The organism is Nitrospira sp. CMX1 (assembly GCF_054902215.1).
Genome location: NZ_JBUBKD010000063.1, coordinates 112,728 through 131,915 on the forward strand (window position 1 = coordinate 112,728; position 19,188 = coordinate 131,915).

Here is a 19,188-nt window from a genome sequence, read left to right on the forward strand (position 1 = left end):
AACTTGCACCGCGAAACCCGAAACCCTTCTTGTTCTGCTAGAGAATCCGCAGATATTCCACCGTACTATCCCCCTTACTGGCATCTCGTTTCAAAATGACCAGCGAGCTCTTGGTGGTTTCATTGACGGTGATGGTCAATTGCGCCGAGAAGTAGTCCGATTTAATGTCGTAGTCGCTTCGCAGCTTTTGGCCGATTTCTTGAAAGCTGCTGATACGATCAAGTTCGGTTTTCGTCTTGAACGGCCGTCCTTGGACGATCTCCATTGCCATTGATTGAGTGACGGCCGGGTCCAGGGTCTGCAACACGATCGGATCGGCGGTGTTGACATTCATGGTTGTGCTGCCGTCCACCGGGAAGACGGTGATATAGGGTGTAATCCGATCGATGACCTCCGGAGTAAATCCCTTGATCAGTCTCAGGTCTCCCAATCCTGAGAGAGGGCTGTTGGCGGCCCGGTAGGCTGGCCTCAGAGATTGATAGTAGGGGGTCTCGGCACCGGCCGGCTGAGGCGCTTCGTCTTGGTCCACCCAATCGATGAGTGTATCAACCAGGTTGGGGCTGATCTTCAGCAATTCAAAAAGTCGCTTAATACGGGCGATCTTCCTCTTTTGCTCCGGTTCACCGCCTGAAGTCGATGCGAGATCGTTCAGGTTCACCTTTCCCGTCTCGTCTTGGATTTTGGCGGTGAGAAACCCGTCGCCGATCGGATACTTTGTGATCGGCATGCCCCAAATATCGGTCGGTGCGTCGTATTTCTGGCCGGTCATCTTTTCCCGCATCAGATCTTGGAGCAGTACCGCTTTGGTTGCCTGGACGGCGGCCCGCGTCAGCATGGTGGCCTTATAATCGTCGCGAAAGCCGGCGGCCGCGCGGTACTCCCGTCGGGCTTCTGCGTCGAACTCGAGAATGAGAGCGGTGAGGAGGGTCAGGACCAGGAGTGCAACCAGCAACGCAATGCCGCGTTCATCAGCTCTTGGCATAGCTCAGGACTCGAACGGTGGCATCGAGATTGACAGGATTATCAAATTTCGGACGGATCTGCAGATGGCGAACGTGCAAATCGTAGGGGGCCTGATCGATCGTGGCCAGGAAGGCCAACAACTCCGGCAGTTGGATGCCTTCCAATCGGAGATCGACAGCTGTTTCTTGGTACCCCTGCGCCAATGATTGGACGTGCGGTTGCATGCTGGTGATGCGCTCTCGCACCTGTGCGGTCGTTGCCGCCTCTTCCATGAAGGTCAGGAGCGAGAAATGGCTCTCGGCTGCCGGCATGCGGCCCTCGACCTTGCTCAAGCGATCTCGTTTGGTCAGGTAGGATTGGCCGAGCGAGGCCAATTCGGTCAGCTCCTTCTGCTTACGCACAGCCTGGCGGTCGAGACGCTCGAGATTGTCCAACAAGGGATCGACAATCAGCACAAACAACAAGCTGAAGCCGACGACGACCCCGCCCGCGAGCACGAGCATCCGTTCTCGTTGCGACATGTGGTGCCAGCGTTCTCGGAAGTTGTGCATCATGGTTTCTGCACCGTGACGGTCATACGAAAAACGACTTGATTGGGAGCAGCACCCACGCGAGTTTCTGTGACGGCGACTTCCGTCAGGCGTGGGCTTGAGACGAAGGTTTGCTTGATGCGTTCCACTGCGTCGAATGAGGTGGTTTCTCCCTCCATGAGGATGACGGCTCCGTCCACCGTCAGCTCGCGAACCTTGATCATCGTCCCCGGTGGCAGTTGCTTCACGAATGTCGAGAGGGTGAGGAGGACTTTCCCGTCTGTGGCATCGACCAGCCCGAGTGCCTTCTCGAGGACGCCGATATGGTACTTGGCTTGATCGACTTCTTCGCCCGGAGCGGCGCCCGTCCCTGTTCCAAAGACCTGCTCGTACTGGCTGTGCAGCGCGGTTTTCAATCGCGCGCCCCGCTGATCTTGCAGGAAATAGTGAACCGAGAAATCCGCGAGCGCCAGCAGGGCGATGATCACCCCTGCGATGGTCGCCAAGCGGCGATTCTGCTTCATGGTGGCTGCATCCGGTGATGCCGCATCCGTAATGCTCTTGAGGTCGAGCGCCAGTCCCAACGGCGAGGATTTGAATCGCCACCGTGGGCGGACCATCTTCGGGTGAATGGCCAATCCGAATGCAATGGAAAATGCTCGTGGCGTGTCGGCACCAAACCCCTGTCGTGGTCCGACTGCGTAGAGTCCCACTTGTCGGGAGAGGTGCGCCCCGATTTCTTGCATCTTTGACCCGCCTCCGCAGATCCAGCTGTGGGTCAATCGACTCCGCTCGCTTCCTTGGTAGGCCTGTAAGGTAATGCGAAGCTCTTTCTCGATCGGCTCCAGCAGGTCATTGACCTGATCCACCGAGATGGTTCGCTTGTGGCGTTCGGCTTCGGCGAAGCTACAGGCATGTCGGATGGCTAATGCATGAGTGAGATGGTTGCCGCCCCAGAGGATCGTTCGAAGCATGACCGGGCGTCCTCCCTCGACCAAACAGAGCGTGGTTTTTGAGGCTCCGATATCGATGATGGCCAGGTCTTGCGGGACGGAAGCCCCTTCTTCCTGGAGGTATTGCGTCACGGAGAACAGCGCCATGGCATCGACGTTGATTGCAGAGGGCTCGATATCGGCTTGGGCCAAGAATCGGAGATGTTCGGCCACTTTGTCCCTGGGGGCTGCCGTGACCAGCACCTCGGAGCCCTTGGTCTCACGAATGAGCCCTTCGGATGGCTGGCCTGGGGGCAAGACGAGGCTGTCCACCGCCAGGTCCTCAAGCGGCATCGGAACAAGGTTTTCGACTTCAAACGGGACGACCTGTGCGAGCTTGGCCGCGTCGTTGAACGGGAACGAGAGGGTTCGAACGAAGAGGTCCTGACAGGGAATCGCCGTGACCAATCGATCGGTGGCATAGAGGCCGTGGCGCCAGAGGAAGCCTCGCAGGGATTGGATACGCCGAGCCGGTTCCAGATCCTCCGGACGGGAAAACGGCAAGGGATGTTGAAAGTAATCGACCGTTTCGCGCCCGCTGAGTCGGCGACGAAAACGGACGGCCTTCAACCCCGTTTGTCCGATGTCCAACCCGACGCATTCGTTGACAATCGCCATAAATTCAGTCTCTACCCCCGTTTCGTGTTTCCCGTTTCGTGTTTCCAGTTTACTGACAACATGAACCTCTCACCGCGAAACTCGCGCCGCTCAATCTGCAAACGACAACCCGAAACCAGAAACGTGAAACTTGCCGACTACTTTACAACGCGATCCGTGCCTGTGCCAAGGTTCCCACGATCTTGACGGTGATGGGGGTTCCAGGAGGCAACGGCGGGATGCCCAGGGGTGCCGCCTTTGGCATGAACCCAGGACCAGGGATCACCGTCACTGTGAGCGCCAGTTGACTGTTCGGGAGCTGGGGCTGTAGCGTGATCTGTCCATGACCTTCAAAGGACCCGTCGATTCCTTCGCCTCTTAATTGGGTCACGTCGCAGACAAGGTTTCGACAGGAGAGTCCTGCTGCGGCGCTGCTGAATGTCAGCGATAAAATCTTGCCATTGCCCAGCGGAATCTGGTCGATGTCCAGATCTGTTGCCTGGGCGGTCCAGGTGCCCTCGCTCTTCAGAGCGTTGGGGGCGGATGGATCAAAATCTGCCCGAAAGGAAAACTCCCCGTTAAGGGTTCCGCGGGTGACGTACCGGTGGATGAGTTTCGGCAGCTCCACCTGTTGGAGTTGTCCGTTCAGTGTCAACGGTCCGGCTAGGGAGAAGGATGCCGTGGTGAGCATCCCCTTGACGACGCCTGTACGAGCAGTTTGTTCGTTTTGTTTGACGAGGACGTTGAGACTAAGGCTCCCACCGAGTGCCTGTATGACACCGAGTTTGGCCTGTACGACCGCCATCTCAACAGGATCGAGGTTCGGTCTTGAGAGACTCACGTTCCGCCATTCCAGGCTGAGTGGCAGTCCGATCGACCGATCCATGATGTGGATGTCCAGACCAGTGGCTCGTTTGAGCTCGACCACCAACCGGTTGTGGAGCACGGTATAGGGGAAGGTGGCGATCAGGCAGAGGATCAGAATGCAGATCCCGCCCATCGTCCATGCCAGAATCTCTCTCCATGCGTCAGGCCATTTGATAGTCATGATGTTCCAATGGTGACCCATTCTCGCACCGTCGACGGCGCGGCATCGGGATACTGAAACGTAATTTCGAGTAACACGGCTTTCGGGAGTTTGGTGGCGTTCGGCCAGTCGTCGAGCCAGACTCGGCTCTGCTCATCGTAGTATCGGACATTAAAGGCTTGGACTTGGTCCGCCAGCTCCATTTGGTCGAGCGATTCGTTGGTATCCGTCAGGGTGTAGAGATTCTTCCGAACGAACCGAATCAATCGATCGCGTTCGCGGGTATACACAACCCGAACGGTGTCGCCCTCCTTGACCGTGCTCGTCGCGGTGATCAACTCCTGGTTCATGGCGAGGAACGCCAGTGTATCCGATGGCTGCCCATCTTGTGTCCCGTTCGTTCCGACCCAGGGATACGCGAGGGTTCGTTTGCTGAGAGCGATCTCTTCGGCCATCAACCGGAGAATTTTTCTGATGGTTTGCTCCCTGGTCGTATGTTCTCTTCCTGACTCGACGGTCTGTGTCGTCGAGAGGAGTGATGCAAAGACCATGGCAGCGATGGTTCCGAGCAGCGTGACGGCGACCAGGACTTCCACAAGGGTGAAGCCTGCCGGCGCGGTGACCTTACGATGAGAGGCGGCTTGTGAGCACATAGGTGCTGACCTCCACAGATTCTTCTCGCTCACCGCGCAGCCAGGATATTCTAAGCCGAACCTCTCGAACGAACTCCAGCGGAGTCGGACTAATGGTGCGTTTCCAGCGATAGCCGACGGCTCGCGGAGTGGCTTGGAGTGCGGTTTGAGATCCCAGCGGGAGGGGCAAGAACTCCCCCATGGTTTCTCCGACGGGATACTGTCCTGCAAGTTCGAACTCAAGGAGTTTCTCCTGTGCCAACAGGGTTGCCGCAGTGAGTTCGGCGGCTCGACTTTGGAGGTCGAGGTCGAAGTTCCGCAGACCGAGGAGGACGGGAAGTGCGATGGCCAGCAACGCGATGGCCAGGAGGACTTCTAAGAGCGTGAATCCACGCTCGCTGGATCTGGGGTGGTGTGGTGCAACGATCATTGCGCCCTACTGGGGGCAGCGGGCCCTCCTCGTGCCGTTCCGTTGGTCCCTGCTTGTTGGGCACTGGCCTTCAAGAGGACTTTGACGCGGTCCGGGATGAATCGGTTTGGAGGTGGATCAAAGCGTTCGTCACTGATCCGAATGGCTCCGGTCAATGAATCGACGGCCAGCCCTAAGAGATTGTTCCTGTTGTCCATGAGATACATCGTCACCGGCTCAATCCGCCCATTGGGGAAAAAGGTCACACCAGCCCGTCCCCCCATGCGTTTGTCTTGTCCGATGGAGACTTCGGTCAAGCGGATAGACTCCGGCAGGGTTCGCGGTGTCTTCCATGCCGGGTCGAGCGGCAGACGCTCCTCTTTTCCTTCAATCACCATCATCCAGTAGAGTCCCTGGTCCAAGTCCAGGTAGAGTTTGAGCGGTGTTTGATCGGCGGCTGCCTGTCCTTGGAAGGTTCGAAGCACTCCGACGAGTTTTCTCCCCGTGGAGCGCAAGTCTTCTTCAAAACTGATACGAGGCAACACCACGGCTAAGACTCCGCCCAGTAGAAACAAGGCAATCAGCATTTCCAAGAGCGTGAACCCGGCTGGAGAGCGTAAGGGGTGAAATGCGGACCGTGAAGCGTGAGGGATGGGTTGCGAAGAGGATGGAGTGAGAAGGGCAGCCTGAGGTCTGAGGCCTGAGAGCCGCCCCTGAAAGGCCGATCGCTGATGGCTGAGCTTGAGCCAATGACCGATGACCATTGACTACTTATTCCTTGTCCAGGTTCCAATTGGTGATGTCGGCGTTGACGCCCTCACCCCCGACATCGCCGTCGGTGCCGAGTGAGGTCACTTCGTAATCGATTTTTTGATCGCCTCGTTGGACCGGGCTGAGATATTTATAGGGATTTCCCCATGGATCCTCAGGCAGTTTCGGGAGGTATCCGCCGATCTTCCATTTCTTGGGAATGACCCCAACCGATGGTTTTTCCACCAATGCTTTGAGGCCCTGTTCTGTGGTGGGATAGACGCCATTATCGAGTTTATAGAGCTGCAGTGCCCCCTCGATATTGCGGATCTGGACTTTGGCCGCCGTGCGCTTGGCATCGTCGGTTCGTCCCATGATGCGGGGGACCACCAGTGCCGCGAGAATGGCCAAAATGGCCACGACGACCATAATTTCAATGAAGGTAAAACCAGCCGCGTTTGCCGACGAGCGAAGAAAGAAGTTGGTGGCGAGACGCCGGTGTGCATCCCCCTTCTCAACGTGCGTGCTGGGCTGCCCTGAAGTGTCGGAATCTGTCATAGTGAACCCCCCTTTATCTCATTCATATTTGGTCAGCGCTCATGTGTGGGAGTGGGTTTTTAATGGACCATCTGGCCCATCTCAAAGATGGGAAGTAGAATCGCGACGACGATGAAAAATACGATCACACCCATCACGAGAATCATGATCGGTTCCATCAGAGAGGTCAACCGCGTAATCACTCGTTCCACCTCGCCGTCGTAGATATGGCTCACCCGGCGCAACATTTCCTCCATCTCACCGCTTTTTTCTCCAACGGCAATCATATGTGTGACAAGGGCGGGGAATTCCCCGCTCCGCTTTAAGGGATCGGCAATCGTTTCACCCTCGCGGATATTCTGTCTGGCGGATTCGACCGTTTCCTCAAGGACCCGATTGTTCATGACGCGCTTTGAGACATCCAAGGCGTCGAGTAACTGGACGCCGCTCGCCAACATGGTCGACAGGGTGCTCGTCAGTCTGGAGATCGAGACCATCCGTGCGACGTCCCCGATCAACGGAAGTTTCAACGTCAGGCGGTCCACCACCATGCGGCCTCGTTCGGTACCGATAAATCGTCGCGCTCCGTAGAGGCCGCCGAGCACCAGACCGATCAGGACCATCCAATAGTCAGAAAAAAACTGGCTGGTCGACATGAGGGCGACGGTCGGCCATGGTAAGGCCTGTTTTTGTTGGGCGAAAACCTGTGTAATCTTGGGCACGACGAAGGTAATGAGGAAAAACAGGATCACGGTTCCAATGGCCAACATGATGACCGGATAGAGCATGGCATTGGTAACCTTGGTCCTGAGCGCTTGTTGTTTTTCCAAGAACTCCGCTAGTCTGAATAAAATTTGGTCAAGGGCGCCGCTTGCTTCACCGGCTTGTACCATGTGGACATAAATAGGGGAGAAATCCTTATCGTAGGTTTCCAGGACCGCGCTCAACGCTTTCCCTCCACGAACTTGCTCCCGGATGTCGGCGAGAAGGGATTTAATGGGTTTCTTTTCCGCTTGATCGACGAGCACGCCAAGGGCATCGACCAGCGGCAAGCCGGCGACGAGCAGTGTGGCAAACTGCCTGGTGAGCAGGGCCAAATCATTGGCCGTGAGCACCGCTGATCGGCCGATTGCCCGCAGAGGTTTCGTGTGACTCGTGGCTGATGCCCGACCGGACATCTGGCCTTGTTCGACGACATCGGTCGGGTAGACGCCTTCTTTGCGGAGTTTTAACCGTGCGACTTTGACGTTTTCGGCGTCGATGATCCCGGTCGCTGCGCCACCGTCACTCCGGTACCCCTGGTATTGATAGACAGGCATGATTACCAGATTCCAGGAATGGCCCAACCGATTCGTATGGTCTGATGGTGAAGGGACCAGATGTGGTGGGAGATGGAGAATTGGAATGGCATCAGTCGACGTCGATTTCCTGTTGAGTGATCCGCATGACTTCTTCCAACGTGGTACGGCCCTGGATGACTCGCTCCGCACCCTCTTGCTTCAACGTCACCATTCCTTTTGCGAGCGCCGCCTGTTTGATGGCCGTCGAGTCTGCCTTACTGCCGATGAGTCGCCGAATCTCATCGTCCAGTACCATCAGCTCAAAGATGCCGGTTCGCCCGCGATAACCGGTCTGTGAACAGGCCGCGCAGCCCGCTCCTCGATACAGGGTCACTGCGGAACCAGGCGGCAAGTCCAGGCGGCTCAGCTCGTCTTCACTGGCCCGATAGGGGCGCTTGCAATCAGGGCAAATCCGCCTGAGTAACCGTTGAGCCAGCACCGCGACGACTGATGAGGCAACGAGAAAAGGCTCGATGCCCATGTCAATGAGGCGAGTGGCGGCGCTGGCGGCATCGTTCGTATGGAGGGTCGAGAATACCAAATGTCCGGTGAGCGAGGCGTGAATGGCGATCTCCGCCGTTTCACGATCGCGGATCTCCCCGATCATGATGACATCAGGGTCCTGTCGAAGAATCGATCGTAGCCCGGCGGCGAACGTCAGATTGATTTTCGGGTTGACCTGCATTTGCCCGATGCCGAGCAGTTGGTATTCGACCGGATCTTCGACGGTGATGATGTTCTTGTCCGGCGAGTTGATGTGGCTCAGTGCGGCATACAGGGTGGTTGTCTTCCCGCTTCCCGTGGGGCCGGTGACGAGGATGATGCCGTGCGCCAGTTGGATGAGCTGGTGAATGACGGTCAGACGTTCTTTGGGAAATCCCATTTCAGAGAGGTTGAGCAGGCGATTTTCCTTTTCCAGCAATCGCAGCACGATTCGCTCACCATGAGAGGTGGGGAGGACGGAGACTCGGAGGTCGACGTCCTTTCCGGCGGTTCTGATCGCGAACCGACCGTCCTGTGGAAGGCGTTTTTCAGCGATGTTCAAGCCTGCCATGATTTTGAGACGAGCGATGATGCTGGCTTGCAAATGCTTGGGCGGTGTGAGGATCGGGTAGAGGACACCGTCGATCCGATAGCGGACGACCAACCCTCGTTCGAACGATTCGAAGTGGACGTCGCTGGCTCGCTGCCGAACCGCCTGGAACAGTACCGAGTTGACGAGTCGGATGATCGGAGCTTCGTCTGTCGCATCGAGCAAGTCTTGTGGCTCGTCGAGCTCGTGGGCCAACTGGTCCAAGCTTCGGTTCGCTGCAATATCCTCCATCACTTCTTCGGCACCTGCAGGATTTGCGATTTCGTCGTAGGCTCGGTTGAGCCTCGCGAGGAGCGCGACGCTGGTGGTCAAGACCGGCGCGATGGGTTTCCCCAGTAGCAAGCGAAGGTCATCCAGGGCCACGGTTTCCAACGGATCGGTCGAGGCGGTGAGGATGGCTCCGTTTTCGTCACGCAGCGGCAAGACCCGGTATCGCCGGCAAAACGCGATCGGCACCTTTTTGATCATCTCATGGTCCACCGGGGTGGTATCGAGATGGGGGAGCCATGTCATGTCAAACTGCTGGGCCAGTGCTTCCAACAACACCTCTTCGCGCAACGCTCGCAGGTGCAGCAACACTTCTCCCAACCGACCACCTTTCTCCTGTTGGTAGGCAAGGGCCTCCTCAAGCTTCAGCTCCGAGAGCTGAAATTTCTCCCGGAGAATGTCCCCCAGGCGTGGCCGAGTCGAATTCACAATAGGCTGCTGGTGCTCGTCTAGTTCAGACACTGGTTCCCTGACCTCTTCCCGTAACTCACGTACTTGAGATGGGGGTTTGCTCTCGAGTCTCTCTAATACTTTCCCAGGATTAAGATACTCTGCTTGATGATGACCTGGCAAGGACATGACAAAATTACTTCAAGAAATCGGGACGTTGTGTCTTTATCCAATATGATTCATGACGGGTCGTGCCTCTTCGTCAAGCTGGGGCCGAGCACGATCGAGCCTTCGACTCCACTCAGGTTCAACCCAGAGAGAAGTCGAGGGGCCGATCGACAAAACCACCTGGCCTACGTATTTTGCAAAGAGTCGGGTTTCAGGTTTCGTGTTTCAAGCCGCAGGTTGTGAGTGGGCAAAAAACCCTGCAACTTAAGGCGTGAAACAAGAACCGTGAAACTCTTAGGCTATCGGTTTCTCAGATTGCGTCAGTACGAACGGTGAGATCAGCGAAGCTCGTAGGTGATGGTTGAGCGCTGGTTATTCCGGACCAGGTCGAGTTTCACCGTCTGTTCGTTCTTGAGTTGCTGAAGCAGGCTCAATATGGTACTCGGATCTCGAATATCGACTCCGTTGACGCGCTGGAGCACATCTCCAGTCTGGACCCCGATTTTTTCGTAAAAACTGGCTGGTGCGATGTAGTCCAGGCGAAATCCGTTGATGGCTCCATTGACCGTATTTGGTACGGCTCGTGCCTGCGAAAGAAGTTTCGGCAGGTCATTCATGGCCTGTTCCACTTCACGGCGATCCACCACTTTGCGAAGCGGCGCGATCGGCGCGGTGGCTGCTTGAGGATTGGGAGTGGCGCCAGCAGCGCCGGTCAATGCAGCCTGACTTTCTGAGATCGCCAATTCCAACAATTCTTCCACGTTGCCCTGACGGACGGTAATCCCGTTTCGACGGATCTCGGCGACTTCGCCCAAATCGAGGATGGAGTCATGCAAGTGATACAAGGATTGTTGTTTGGATGACAGCTCTTCGACGATGGCAAAGACGCCGCGTTGATCGCCGAGTACCGTGCCGATCAAGCGAAGTCTTGCTGCTAACCCGAGGGATGCTCGAACCACTGGGCCGCTGGAACTGCGTCGACCGGAAGCGGTGGTCCCTGTCGTTCCATTTTCCATCACCGGTGGAAGAAGGAAGAGCCCGCTGGAGCGAATGTGTTCCATAGCCTGCGTCGAAGAATATGACGCGATGGCTGGCACCCCTCCCGAGGGGGCACTCCCCGATCCTGTCGTCCGCTCCGGAATCACATACAGGGCATCGGCCACAAATGCGTTGATGGTGTGCGCGACGAGGAACCCTGAGGCTCCCAGGCACAGCAACAAGCCGACACGGCGAATATTTTGAGGAGCAAGGGTTGCCACAGTATCGTCTCTCTCTTCCGCGGAATGGGTCATGGTACCTGGTCTGTATGATTTGTCGCAAGATTCTTTTATTAACGATTTTTTTACACGTTGTGGGTAGACTAGCCGATCGAACCCGGCAATAATCTCGTTGTCGATAATGAGAGGAGGCACTCATCCGTGAAAAAAGCACTGATTACCGGTATTACGGGGCAAGATGGGTCCTATCTATCAGAGTTTCTCCTTGGCCGAGGATACGAAGTCTACGGGATCATCCGTCGTTCCAGCTCGTTCAATACAGGGCGTATCGATCCCATCTATGAGGATCCGCATGTTCCGCATCGGCGGCTCCATTTGGTCTACGGCGACTTGAACGATGCCAGTTCCCTGAATCGGATCCTGCGTACCGTCCAGCCCGATGAAATCTATAATCTTGGCGCCCAGAGTCACGTTCGGGTCAGTTTTGACATTCCCGAATATACGGGTGAGATCACGGGACTTGGCACGATTCGTCTCTTGGAAGCCATTCGGGAGTCAGGACTCAAGCCGAAATTCTACCAGGCCTCGTCCAGCGAGATGTTCGGTAAGGTGCTGGAGGTTCCGCAGAAGGAAACGACGCCGTTCTATCCACGAAGTCCGTACGGAGCCGCGAAGGTCTACTCCTACTGGATTACGGTCAACTACCGCGAAGCCTACAATCTCTTTGCATGCAACGGCATTTTGTTTAATCATGAATCACCGCGGCGCGGAGAAACCTTTGTCACGCGGAAGATTACCAAGGCGGCCGCCCGGATCAAGCTCGGCATCCAGCAGGATCTGTTTCTCGGAAATCTCGATGCGAAGCGTGACTGGGGCTATGCGGGTGACTATGTCGAGGCGATGTGGATGATGTTGCAAGCTCCGACTCCCGATGACTATGTTATTGCTACGGGGGAAACTCATACGGTCAAGGAAATGCTTGAGTTGGCCTTTGACCGTCTGCAATTGGATTGGAAGAAACACGTGAAGATCGATGCGAAATACTATCGCCCGACGGAAGTGGATCTGTTGATCGGAGATAGCACGAAAGCCAAGAAGGATCTCGGATGGCAACCTAAGGTGCGGTTTGAAGAGCTCATCGCTATGATGGTGGATGCCGACTTGGCAGCGGAGAGGGAAAAACTAGACGGGACGAGGAAACGAAGCTAAGGAGTGGGATAGCATCGACATGACTTCATTTTGGAACGATAAGCGTGTGGTTGTCACGGGGGGAGCCGGATTTCTGGGGTCGTTCGTCGTGGATCAGTTGCGCGCGAAAGGCTGCCAGCAGTTAGTTGTGCCGCGGAGTCAGGAATATGATCTGGTGGAAATGGATGCTGTCAAGAGGTTGTATCGTGACACCAGGCCGGACATTGTCATCCATTTGGCCGCGCGTGTCGGCGGCATCGGTGCCAACCAGGCCAATCCGGGTCGGTTCTTCTATGACAATCTCATGATGGGTACGCAACTGATTGAGATTGGACGTCAGGAGGGACTCAAGAAGTTTGTAGCCACAGGAACGATCTGTGCGTATCCGAAATTCGCCCCGATCCCATTTAAGGAAGACGATATCTGGAACGGTTATCCTGAGGAAACGAATGCGCCATATGGGTTGGCGAAGAAAATGATGTTGGCGCAATCACAGGCCTATCGTGATCAGTACGGATTTAACTCGATCGTCCTCTTCCCGGTGAATTTGTATGGGCCGCGAGACAACTTTGATTTACAAACGTCGCATGTCATTCCGGCGTTGATACGAAAATGTGTCTCGGCGAAGGAGGAGGGGCGCACGGCAATTACCCTGTGGGGAGATGGGGCACCGACCAGAGAATTCTTGTACGTGGAGGATGCCGCCGAAGGAATTGTCCTTGCGGCTGAGCACTATGATGGCAGTCTGCCGGTCAACTTGGGAACAGGTGAGGAAATTTCAATTCGTGACCTCGCCAAATTGATTGCGGCGGAAGTCGGGTTTGCTGGTCAGATTCAATGGGATGCTACGAAGCCGAACGGCCAACCTCGCCGTTGCCTGGACGTCAGCCGGGCCAAACAGCTCTTCGGATTTCAAGCCAAGCATGGGTTGCGCGATGGAGTAAAGAAAACCGTCCAGTGGTTTCAATCCAATAGCCAGTCGATCCGCGAAGTGCACTTCTGATCGTTCTCGTCGTCGGGTGACTCGTCTCCCGGGCGATCGCGTCTTCTGGTCCAGAAATACTGTGACGTTGCTCTGAGCGTCGAGAGTGACTACCATCCATACGAGTCGTATGACAAGATGACCAGACAATGAGGTATTGCGTGAAGCGCATTGATATTATTGCGGGGGCACGTCCCAATTTCATGAAAATCGCGCCGATCATCGACGCGCTCAAGGCTGCTGAACATCGTGGAGGACAGCTCCGATATCGATTGATTCATACCGGCCAGCATTATGACCGAGCGATGTCGGGCAGCTTTTTTGAAGAACTTGGGATTCCCGACCCGGACATCAATCTCGAGGTGGGATCAGGGACTCAAGCGGAGCAAACCGCCGGCATTATGGTCGGATATGAGAAGGTTCTGCTGAAAGAGAGGAGTGACCTTTGCCTGGTCGTCGGTGATGTGACGTCGACCATGGCCTGTTCCATTGTCGCTCGTAAACTGGGTGTGCCGGTGGCGCACGTCGAGGGTGGTATTCGGTCCGGTGACTGGACAATGCCCGAGGAAATCAACCGCGTGGTAACCGATTCGATCACAAACTGGTTTTTTACGACCAGCGACACCGCGAATGAAAACTTGCGATGTGCCGGTATCACCGATGATCGGATCTTCTTCGTCGGCAATACCATGATCGATACGTTGCTCAAGAACGTGCCCCGATTGAAACCACCGGCTTGTTGGCAGTCGCTGAAGCTGGCATCACACCAGTATTTTGTGATCACGCTCCATCGGCCTGCGAATGTCGATGGAGAACAGCAGTTGCTCAGACTGTTGCATGCGGTCGCAGAAGGAACACAAGGCCTGCCGGTTATTTTCCCTGTCCATCCCAGAACAGCCAAGAATCTGCGAGAAGCGGGGACGAAGCTCCCCTCCATGCACTACGTCGATCCATTGGGCTATCTGGAGTTCAATTACCTCGTCAAACATGCCAAAGGGGTCATCACGGATTCCGGGGGCATCACCGAAGAGACGACGGTGCTAGGAGTGCCCTGCCTGACGCTCCGGGACAACACCGAACGGCCTGAAACGATCGCGATTGGTACCAACGAACTCATTGGGACCGATCCGAGCAAGCTGCCTCCCGCACTCGAGAGATTGATGGCGGGGCAATGGAAGAAAGGGGCCACTCCTCCGCGCTGGGATGGGAAGGCCGCGGAGCGGATTGTAGGGCAGTTGGAGCGGCTCCTGCTCTCATCGTGAGTTCATTGTATTGACTCGCTGAACTTGAGCCTCGGCCTTGACCTTCATGATGTTGAAGGACTAAATTGCCGAATCATCTCCGGCCTTTCCCCCCGCACAAACTCAAAACCTGACGCGTTGAACCCGAAACTCGGTATCCCCAAGTTTGGGACGGCAGAATGGGTCGCATGATGTGTACGGACAATGCATCTTATCAGCATGTGGATTGCAAGGTGAGTTCACCGTTTGTTCGTCCAATGGTAAAGCAGTTTTCTGTCGCACGATCATCGATTGGGATACAGCGTAGGATTCGTTCAACACACGGCTAGTCATCCGGCAATCACCCGATGAAGTCCAGTCCAAAATTATTCCTGCGTCTCACTCTGTTCTAATTGGTACGCCTCTGTACGATCTGGCCTCCATTCACAGAGGCTAGCATTACCAGGTTGATTTCATAACTCACTGACTCATCGCATTGTTTAAACCCCTTTCTCTGGACCAAGTTTTGCTGTCAGAAAAAGCATTTTAATTTGTCACGCGTGCCTGCGGTCAATATTATTACGGTAGCCTTCCCATGAGCTTATCCCTGAAGAACCCTCAGGCATCAGTTGAGAGGGGGACCGGATAATGCCCTGATCTCGTTGTTCCTGGATAACGGGAGAAATTCACGATCGCTATGCGATTGACTGGATCAGTCTGGGGTTAGGTGGTGATCATTCAGAGGACACGTATTTCTTGCATCAAACAGACTCCTCCTTGTTGGTCAGTCATTTCTGAGATGCTCGGAGTTTAGTGGATGGTTGAGAAAGGTCGCATTGCAACTAACGCTGTATCCTCAGTAGTTCAGATCATTGTCTCTGGCCTGACACTGGTCATCCTCTATCGATATTTGCTGGGAACAATTGGTGTCGAGAAATTAGGAGTGTGGTCGTTAGTTTTGGCAACAAGTTCAATGATTCAAGTCGCGAATTTTGGATTAACGGGAAGTATTGTAAAACATATTGCGGAATGCGATGCGAGAGGCGACAAGCAGTCTCTGGCTGTTGCGGTCGAAACCGCGATCATTACAGTGACTCTCTTAAGTCTGCTGCTAACAATCTGTGCGTATCCAGCCGCGAAATACTATCTTGCCTTTGCCATAGATGATCGGTTGTGCCATGACGCACTTGAAATACTGCCATTGGCATTAGTCTCATTCCTGCTGCTGATGATAACGAGCGTCTATCAGTCAGGGTTGTACGGGTGTCAGCTTATCGTGCAAAGAAATGGTCTCTTGATTGGGGAGTCTTTTTCTCACCTGGCCCTGTGTCTGCTCCTGGCACCTCGCTATGGGTTGCTGGGTCTCGCTTACGCGAGGGCGGCTCAAAATCTCATGACGCTGACGGCTTCTGCAGCGTTCCTGAAACGCAATGTATCATCACTCTCATTCATCCCGTATCGATGGGACAGGGACCAGTTCAAGCAGATGGTCGGTTATGCGGCGAACTTTCAAATAATCTCATTTCTGGTGATGCTCTCTGATCCCATTACAAAGGCGCTTCTGGGCAGGCTGGGAGGGGTGTCCATGGTTGGCTATTATGAGATGGCCAATAAACTTGTGCAGTTGTTTCGGTCACTCATCGTCAACGCAAACCAAGTTCTTGTTCCTGCATTTGCCAACCTCGGACAGTTGCAGCCATGGAGGGTATCTGAACTGTACCTGAAATCGTATCGTATGGTGATCTATCTCGCGCTTCCAGGGTTTGGCCTCCTGACCGTTTGCACACCATTAATATCAGAGCTCTGGATCGGACGTATTGAATCCGTTTTTGTATGGTCAATGGTCTTACTATGTGCCGGATGGTTTGCCAACACCCTTGCCGTACCAGCGTACTTTGCTAGTCTCGGTACAGGGGAGATGCGTATTAATGTTACATCCCATGTTGTGATGACAGTTGCAAATATTATTCTCGGGGTGTTCTTAGGGCAGGTTGTCGGAGGACTTGGAGTGATCGCGGGGTGGGCGATTGCGTTAGCCATTGGAGGGTTGTCGCTAAATCTCCTCTACTATCATCAAAAGTCAATTGCACTCGGTAACCTTTGTTCTAAAGATGATCGCATCCTTGGATTGCACGTCGTCTTCGCCTTGGGGACATGCTGCCTTGCCTGGCAAGTATTTCCAAGCGCATGGGACGTATCGCTGCCTGCACTAGGTGTTTCAGGCGCGTGGGGGACGATTTTAACGAGTGTCGTAACAATCGTAGGCTATCTTGCCATCCTGACTCTGCAAGTATGGAAGCATTCAATAAGAAATGATGTGCAGGGATGGCTTATCGGTGCATTTGCAAGGGAACCAGCAGTGCAAGCTCGTACGGACTGAATGAGACCATTGATCTTGGAGGAATTGGTATGTTGCGCACTGAAGTGAAGAATGGGCTGAGGAAACTGGGTTATGTCGCGTCCCGATATGATCATAGACGCGATCCATTTGCAGTAAGGAAACACTTTTTTGAAATGTATGGTATCAACCTGGTTCTTGACATCGGTGCGAACAGCGGACAATTTGCCCAGCAGTTACTCGAGTCTGGTTATAGGGGGAAAATCATCTCTTTTGAACCGCTTTCTTCGGCGTTTGGAAAGCTCTCTGAAGCGGCCCAGAAACATTCCGATTGGAACGCCGTGCATTGTGCGTTAGGGCAAGAAGAGGGTTCAGAAGAGATAAATGTCGCAGCGAACTCGTGGAGCAGCTCGCTTCTAGCAATGCTTCCCGCACACCTGGAGTCGGCACCAAACTCAGCGTACATCGCTACAGAAACGATACAGATTAAGACCCTTGATGCACTTTACCCAAGTTATCGGTGGGATGGCAGTCATGCGTTCCTCAAAATAGATACTCAAGGCTTCACGATGAAGGTTCTTGAAGGGGGGAGTCAGACGCTCGAGGAGATTTCCGGGCTCCAAGTCGAGATGTCGTTGGTACCACTATATGAAGGAGAGCCGTTAATCGGCGAAGTCATGTCATTCTTGCAAGGCAGAGGGTTTACGCCGATTGCCATATTCCCTGAATTCTTTGATAACCGCACGGGGCAACAGTTGCAAGTGAATGGTCTTTTTTTTCGTCTCTGAATTGTTAAGGTGCCATGCTGTATTGCGCGATTGCTGTCGGTGTTCTCTGCCTGATGGGATTCTGCCTGTTGCGTCCAAGAGTCAAGGTGCTTATCGCATTCTTCGTGATGACCTCTTGTTTTGATCTGGTGCCGAGAATTTTCCTTAAAATTGATGTATGGGACGTCGGCGCAATTCTTCTGCTAATAGCATGGCTTCAACTGGCTTTACGAAAAAGTGAAGTGCCAACATCGACGATAGGCTATGTGGTTGGGCTCAGGATAATTCTAGGATGGATGACGTTGTGTCTGTTGTGGTCGGTTCTGATCTATGAGTACCCAGGACTGAACAGCTTAAAAGCGTCACGGCAGATGATGATCGGTCTCCTCTCATTCTTTGTTTTTAAGGAACTCTTTGCGGTGGATAAAGGCGCATACGAATTCTTCAGTCGGGCTCTGTACGTCGCGACGTTTATGCTGTTGCCGGTCTGTCTGGTTCAATTTGCTCTGCATAAGCCGTTATTGTTCGGTTTATACAGAGAATACGGTGATGTCACGAGATCTTTGCCGGTATTTCTTCCGTTAGTGCTGTTGTATCTGTGGATGATTGCCTCGAAAGTCCTCACGGCAACCAGGATTTCGATGCATGAGGTGTTATATGCAGGAATGGCTGTTGCTGTAACAGCGCTCACCTTTACTAGAGGAATTTATCTTGCGGTGCTCTTTGTCTTTGGAGTCATGATCTTCACGCTTGCGTTGAGGAAGAGTCCCGAGAACATAAAGCTCAATTGGGCTGTGGTGCCAATGTTGTTCATCCTGTTCACGCTCTGCGGGGCCGGTCTCTATATCAGCGGATATGCAGATAAGGTTATTGAGCGGTTCACTAGCGCCATGGAACTTGTCCTGGAGCAAAAAACGAAAACAAATAAGGACAATGAAGATACGTATACCGGAAGATTAGGCATTGCCAAAGAACGATTCATGCTTGTCCTTGCGCATAACCCTGTCATTGGATACGGGTTCATTCATGAAGACGATGTCCCGAGGGCACTGAGGGCAAAGCTTAAATATGGATCAGTCATCTACACTCCTCAATACATTGAGCGATATCAGGCAGGTTATCCCTACGTCCTGGCGCTCCATTCGGCGGATATTGGATGGGCTGATATCATGATTAATACGGGTTTCGTGGGATTGGCTCTGTGGATAGTACTATGTGCTGTCTTTGTAACACATTTCTATGCAACGGCAGGACGAACGTCAGCAGCCTATTACCACGCTCGTTTGGCACACTTTCTTCAGTTTATTGTCGGCATCTTGCTCATGTTTGAGAGTAATACGTTTGTCAATCTGGTTCAGATTCCGGCATTCATCCTGGCGGGATACTGGTATTGTTCAAACGAGCAGACGGAGCCGCAATCAGAGGATGCGTTAGCCGTATCAATGGAAGTCGCCCCTGCAACGATATGAATGTCTCGCGAGTTGTGTCGGAATTACATGTTCGACGATGACGCGAGCGTCGTCTGTGGGAAGACTATTTTATACAAGTGAAGGTTCACCGTTGTGTGGCCGATGCAGAGGAGGGAACAGAGAATGCGACTTGATACTCTGTGTGCGATAGCGGTGACCGCACTCTCTATTTTGAACGCTGCATGCGCGAATAACGACGGAGCAGGGAGCTCCAATACCACCGTGAGCACACCCGGACCAATCTTCTACATTGATCCAACCTGCGTGGGCAGTGGGGATGGTACCACGACAACATGTGGCGAGCATGGGCCA

17 protein-coding genes are annotated in these 19,188 nt (G+C 54.1%); 6 read left to right on the plus strand and 11 right to left on the minus strand.

What is annotated here, in order from left to right:
• Positions 1–37: 37 nt before the first annotated feature.
• The 11 genes from gspK to ACYX34_RS16145 all read right to left on the minus strand — a co-directional run bounded on the left by gspK (position 38) and on the right by ACYX34_RS16145 (position 10,987).
• The gene (gene gspK / locus ACYX34_RS16095; RefSeq protein WP_462077593.1) at positions 38–982 is read right to left on the minus strand and encodes a type II secretion system minor pseudopilin GspK; all 945 of its coding nucleotides are present in this window, start codon (positions 980–982) and stop codon (positions 38–40) included.
• Positions 969–1,517: a type II secretion system protein GspM gene (gene gspM / locus ACYX34_RS16100; RefSeq protein WP_462077594.1), complete on the minus strand. Its 549-nt coding sequence runs from the start codon at positions 1,515–1,517 to the stop codon at positions 969–971. The genes gspK and gspM overlap by 14 nt, the downstream gene beginning before the upstream one ends.
• The gene (gene pilM, locus ACYX34_RS16105; RefSeq protein ID WP_462077595.1) at positions 1,514–3,103 is read right to left on the minus strand and encodes a pilus assembly protein PilM; all 1,590 of its coding nucleotides are present in this window, start codon (positions 3,101–3,103) and stop codon (positions 1,514–1,516) included. The genes gspM and pilM overlap by 4 nt, the downstream gene beginning before the upstream one ends.
• Positions 3,104–3,245: 142 nt before the next feature.
• Positions 3,246–4,130, minus strand: a complete 885-nt coding sequence (gspN, locus tag ACYX34_RS16110) for a type II secretion system protein GspN (protein ID WP_462077596.1) — start codon at positions 4,128–4,130, stop codon at positions 3,246–3,248.
• The gene (locus ACYX34_RS16115) at positions 4,127–4,762 is read right to left on the minus strand and encodes a type II secretion system protein GspJ (protein ID WP_462077597.1); all 636 of its coding nucleotides are present in this window, start codon (positions 4,760–4,762) and stop codon (positions 4,127–4,129) included. The genes gspN and ACYX34_RS16115 overlap by 4 nt, the downstream gene beginning before the upstream one ends.
• Positions 4,734–5,171 carry a prepilin-type N-terminal cleavage/methylation domain-containing protein gene (locus ACYX34_RS16120; RefSeq protein ID WP_462077598.1) on the minus strand — a complete coding sequence of 146 codons (438 nt, stop codon included), beginning with the start codon at positions 5,169–5,171 and terminating at the stop codon, positions 4,734–4,736. The genes ACYX34_RS16115 and ACYX34_RS16120 overlap by 29 nt, the downstream gene beginning before the upstream one ends.
• Positions 5,168–5,914 (minus strand): pilus assembly FimT family protein, encoded by a 747-nt coding sequence (locus ACYX34_RS16125; protein WP_462077599.1) that lies wholly within the window; start codon positions 5,912–5,914, stop codon positions 5,168–5,170. The genes ACYX34_RS16120 and ACYX34_RS16125 overlap by 4 nt, the downstream gene beginning before the upstream one ends.
• A gap of 7 nt (positions 5,915–5,921) precedes the next feature.
• Positions 5,922–6,458, minus strand: a complete 537-nt coding sequence (gene gspG / locus ACYX34_RS16130; protein WP_462077600.1) for a type II secretion system major pseudopilin GspG — start codon at positions 6,456–6,458, stop codon at positions 5,922–5,924.
• 59 nt (positions 6,459–6,517) lie between these two features.
• Positions 6,518–7,756: a type II secretion system inner membrane protein GspF gene (gspF, locus tag ACYX34_RS16135; protein WP_462077601.1), complete on the minus strand. Its 1,239-nt coding sequence runs from the start codon at positions 7,754–7,756 to the stop codon at positions 6,518–6,520.
• Positions 7,757–7,847: 91 nt separating this feature from the next.
• A complete protein-coding gene (gene gspE / locus ACYX34_RS16140) occupies positions 7,848–9,566 on the minus strand; it encodes a type II secretion system ATPase GspE (RefSeq protein WP_462077602.1) in 1,719 nt (572 codons plus the stop codon).
• A gap of 467 nt (positions 9,567–10,033) precedes the next feature.
• Complete coding sequence (locus ACYX34_RS16145) at positions 10,034–10,987, minus strand: hypothetical protein (protein WP_462077603.1); 954 nt, start codon at positions 10,985–10,987, stop codon at positions 10,034–10,036.
• 126 nt (positions 10,988–11,113) lie between these two features.
• Here ACYX34_RS16145 and gmd point away from each other — a divergent pair, with 126 nt between their 5' ends.
• From gmd to ACYX34_RS16175, 6 genes are all read left to right on the plus strand, one after another.
• Positions 11,114–12,121: a GDP-mannose 4,6-dehydratase gene (gene gmd, locus ACYX34_RS16150; RefSeq protein WP_462077604.1), complete on the plus strand. Its 1,008-nt coding sequence runs from the start codon at positions 11,114–11,116 to the stop codon at positions 12,119–12,121.
• Positions 12,122–12,140: 19 nt separating this feature from the next.
• On the plus strand, positions 12,141–13,103 hold the full coding sequence (locus tag ACYX34_RS16155; protein WP_462077605.1) for a GDP-L-fucose synthase family protein: 963 nt from the start codon (positions 12,141–12,143) through the stop codon (positions 13,101–13,103).
• A 128-nt stretch (positions 13,104–13,231) separates the two neighbouring features.
• Positions 13,232–14,344 carry a non-hydrolyzing UDP-N-acetylglucosamine 2-epimerase gene (wecB, locus tag ACYX34_RS16160; protein ID WP_462077606.1) on the plus strand — a complete coding sequence of 371 codons (1,113 nt, stop codon included), beginning with the start codon at positions 13,232–13,234 and terminating at the stop codon, positions 14,342–14,344.
• A gap of 775 nt (positions 14,345–15,119) precedes the next feature.
• Complete coding sequence (locus ACYX34_RS16165) at positions 15,120–16,682, plus strand: lipopolysaccharide biosynthesis protein (RefSeq protein WP_462077607.1); 1,563 nt, start codon at positions 15,120–15,122, stop codon at positions 16,680–16,682.
• A 29-nt stretch (positions 16,683–16,711) separates the two neighbouring features.
• The gene (locus ACYX34_RS16170) at positions 16,712–17,428 is read left to right on the plus strand and encodes an FkbM family methyltransferase (RefSeq protein ID WP_462077608.1); all 717 of its coding nucleotides are present in this window, start codon (positions 16,712–16,714) and stop codon (positions 17,426–17,428) included.
• A gap of 14 nt (positions 17,429–17,442) precedes the next feature.
• The gene (locus ACYX34_RS16175; RefSeq protein WP_462077609.1) at positions 17,443–18,876 is read left to right on the plus strand and encodes an O-antigen ligase family protein; all 1,434 of its coding nucleotides are present in this window, start codon (positions 17,443–17,445) and stop codon (positions 18,874–18,876) included.
• The last annotated feature ends 312 nt before the right edge of the window (positions 18,877–19,188 follow it).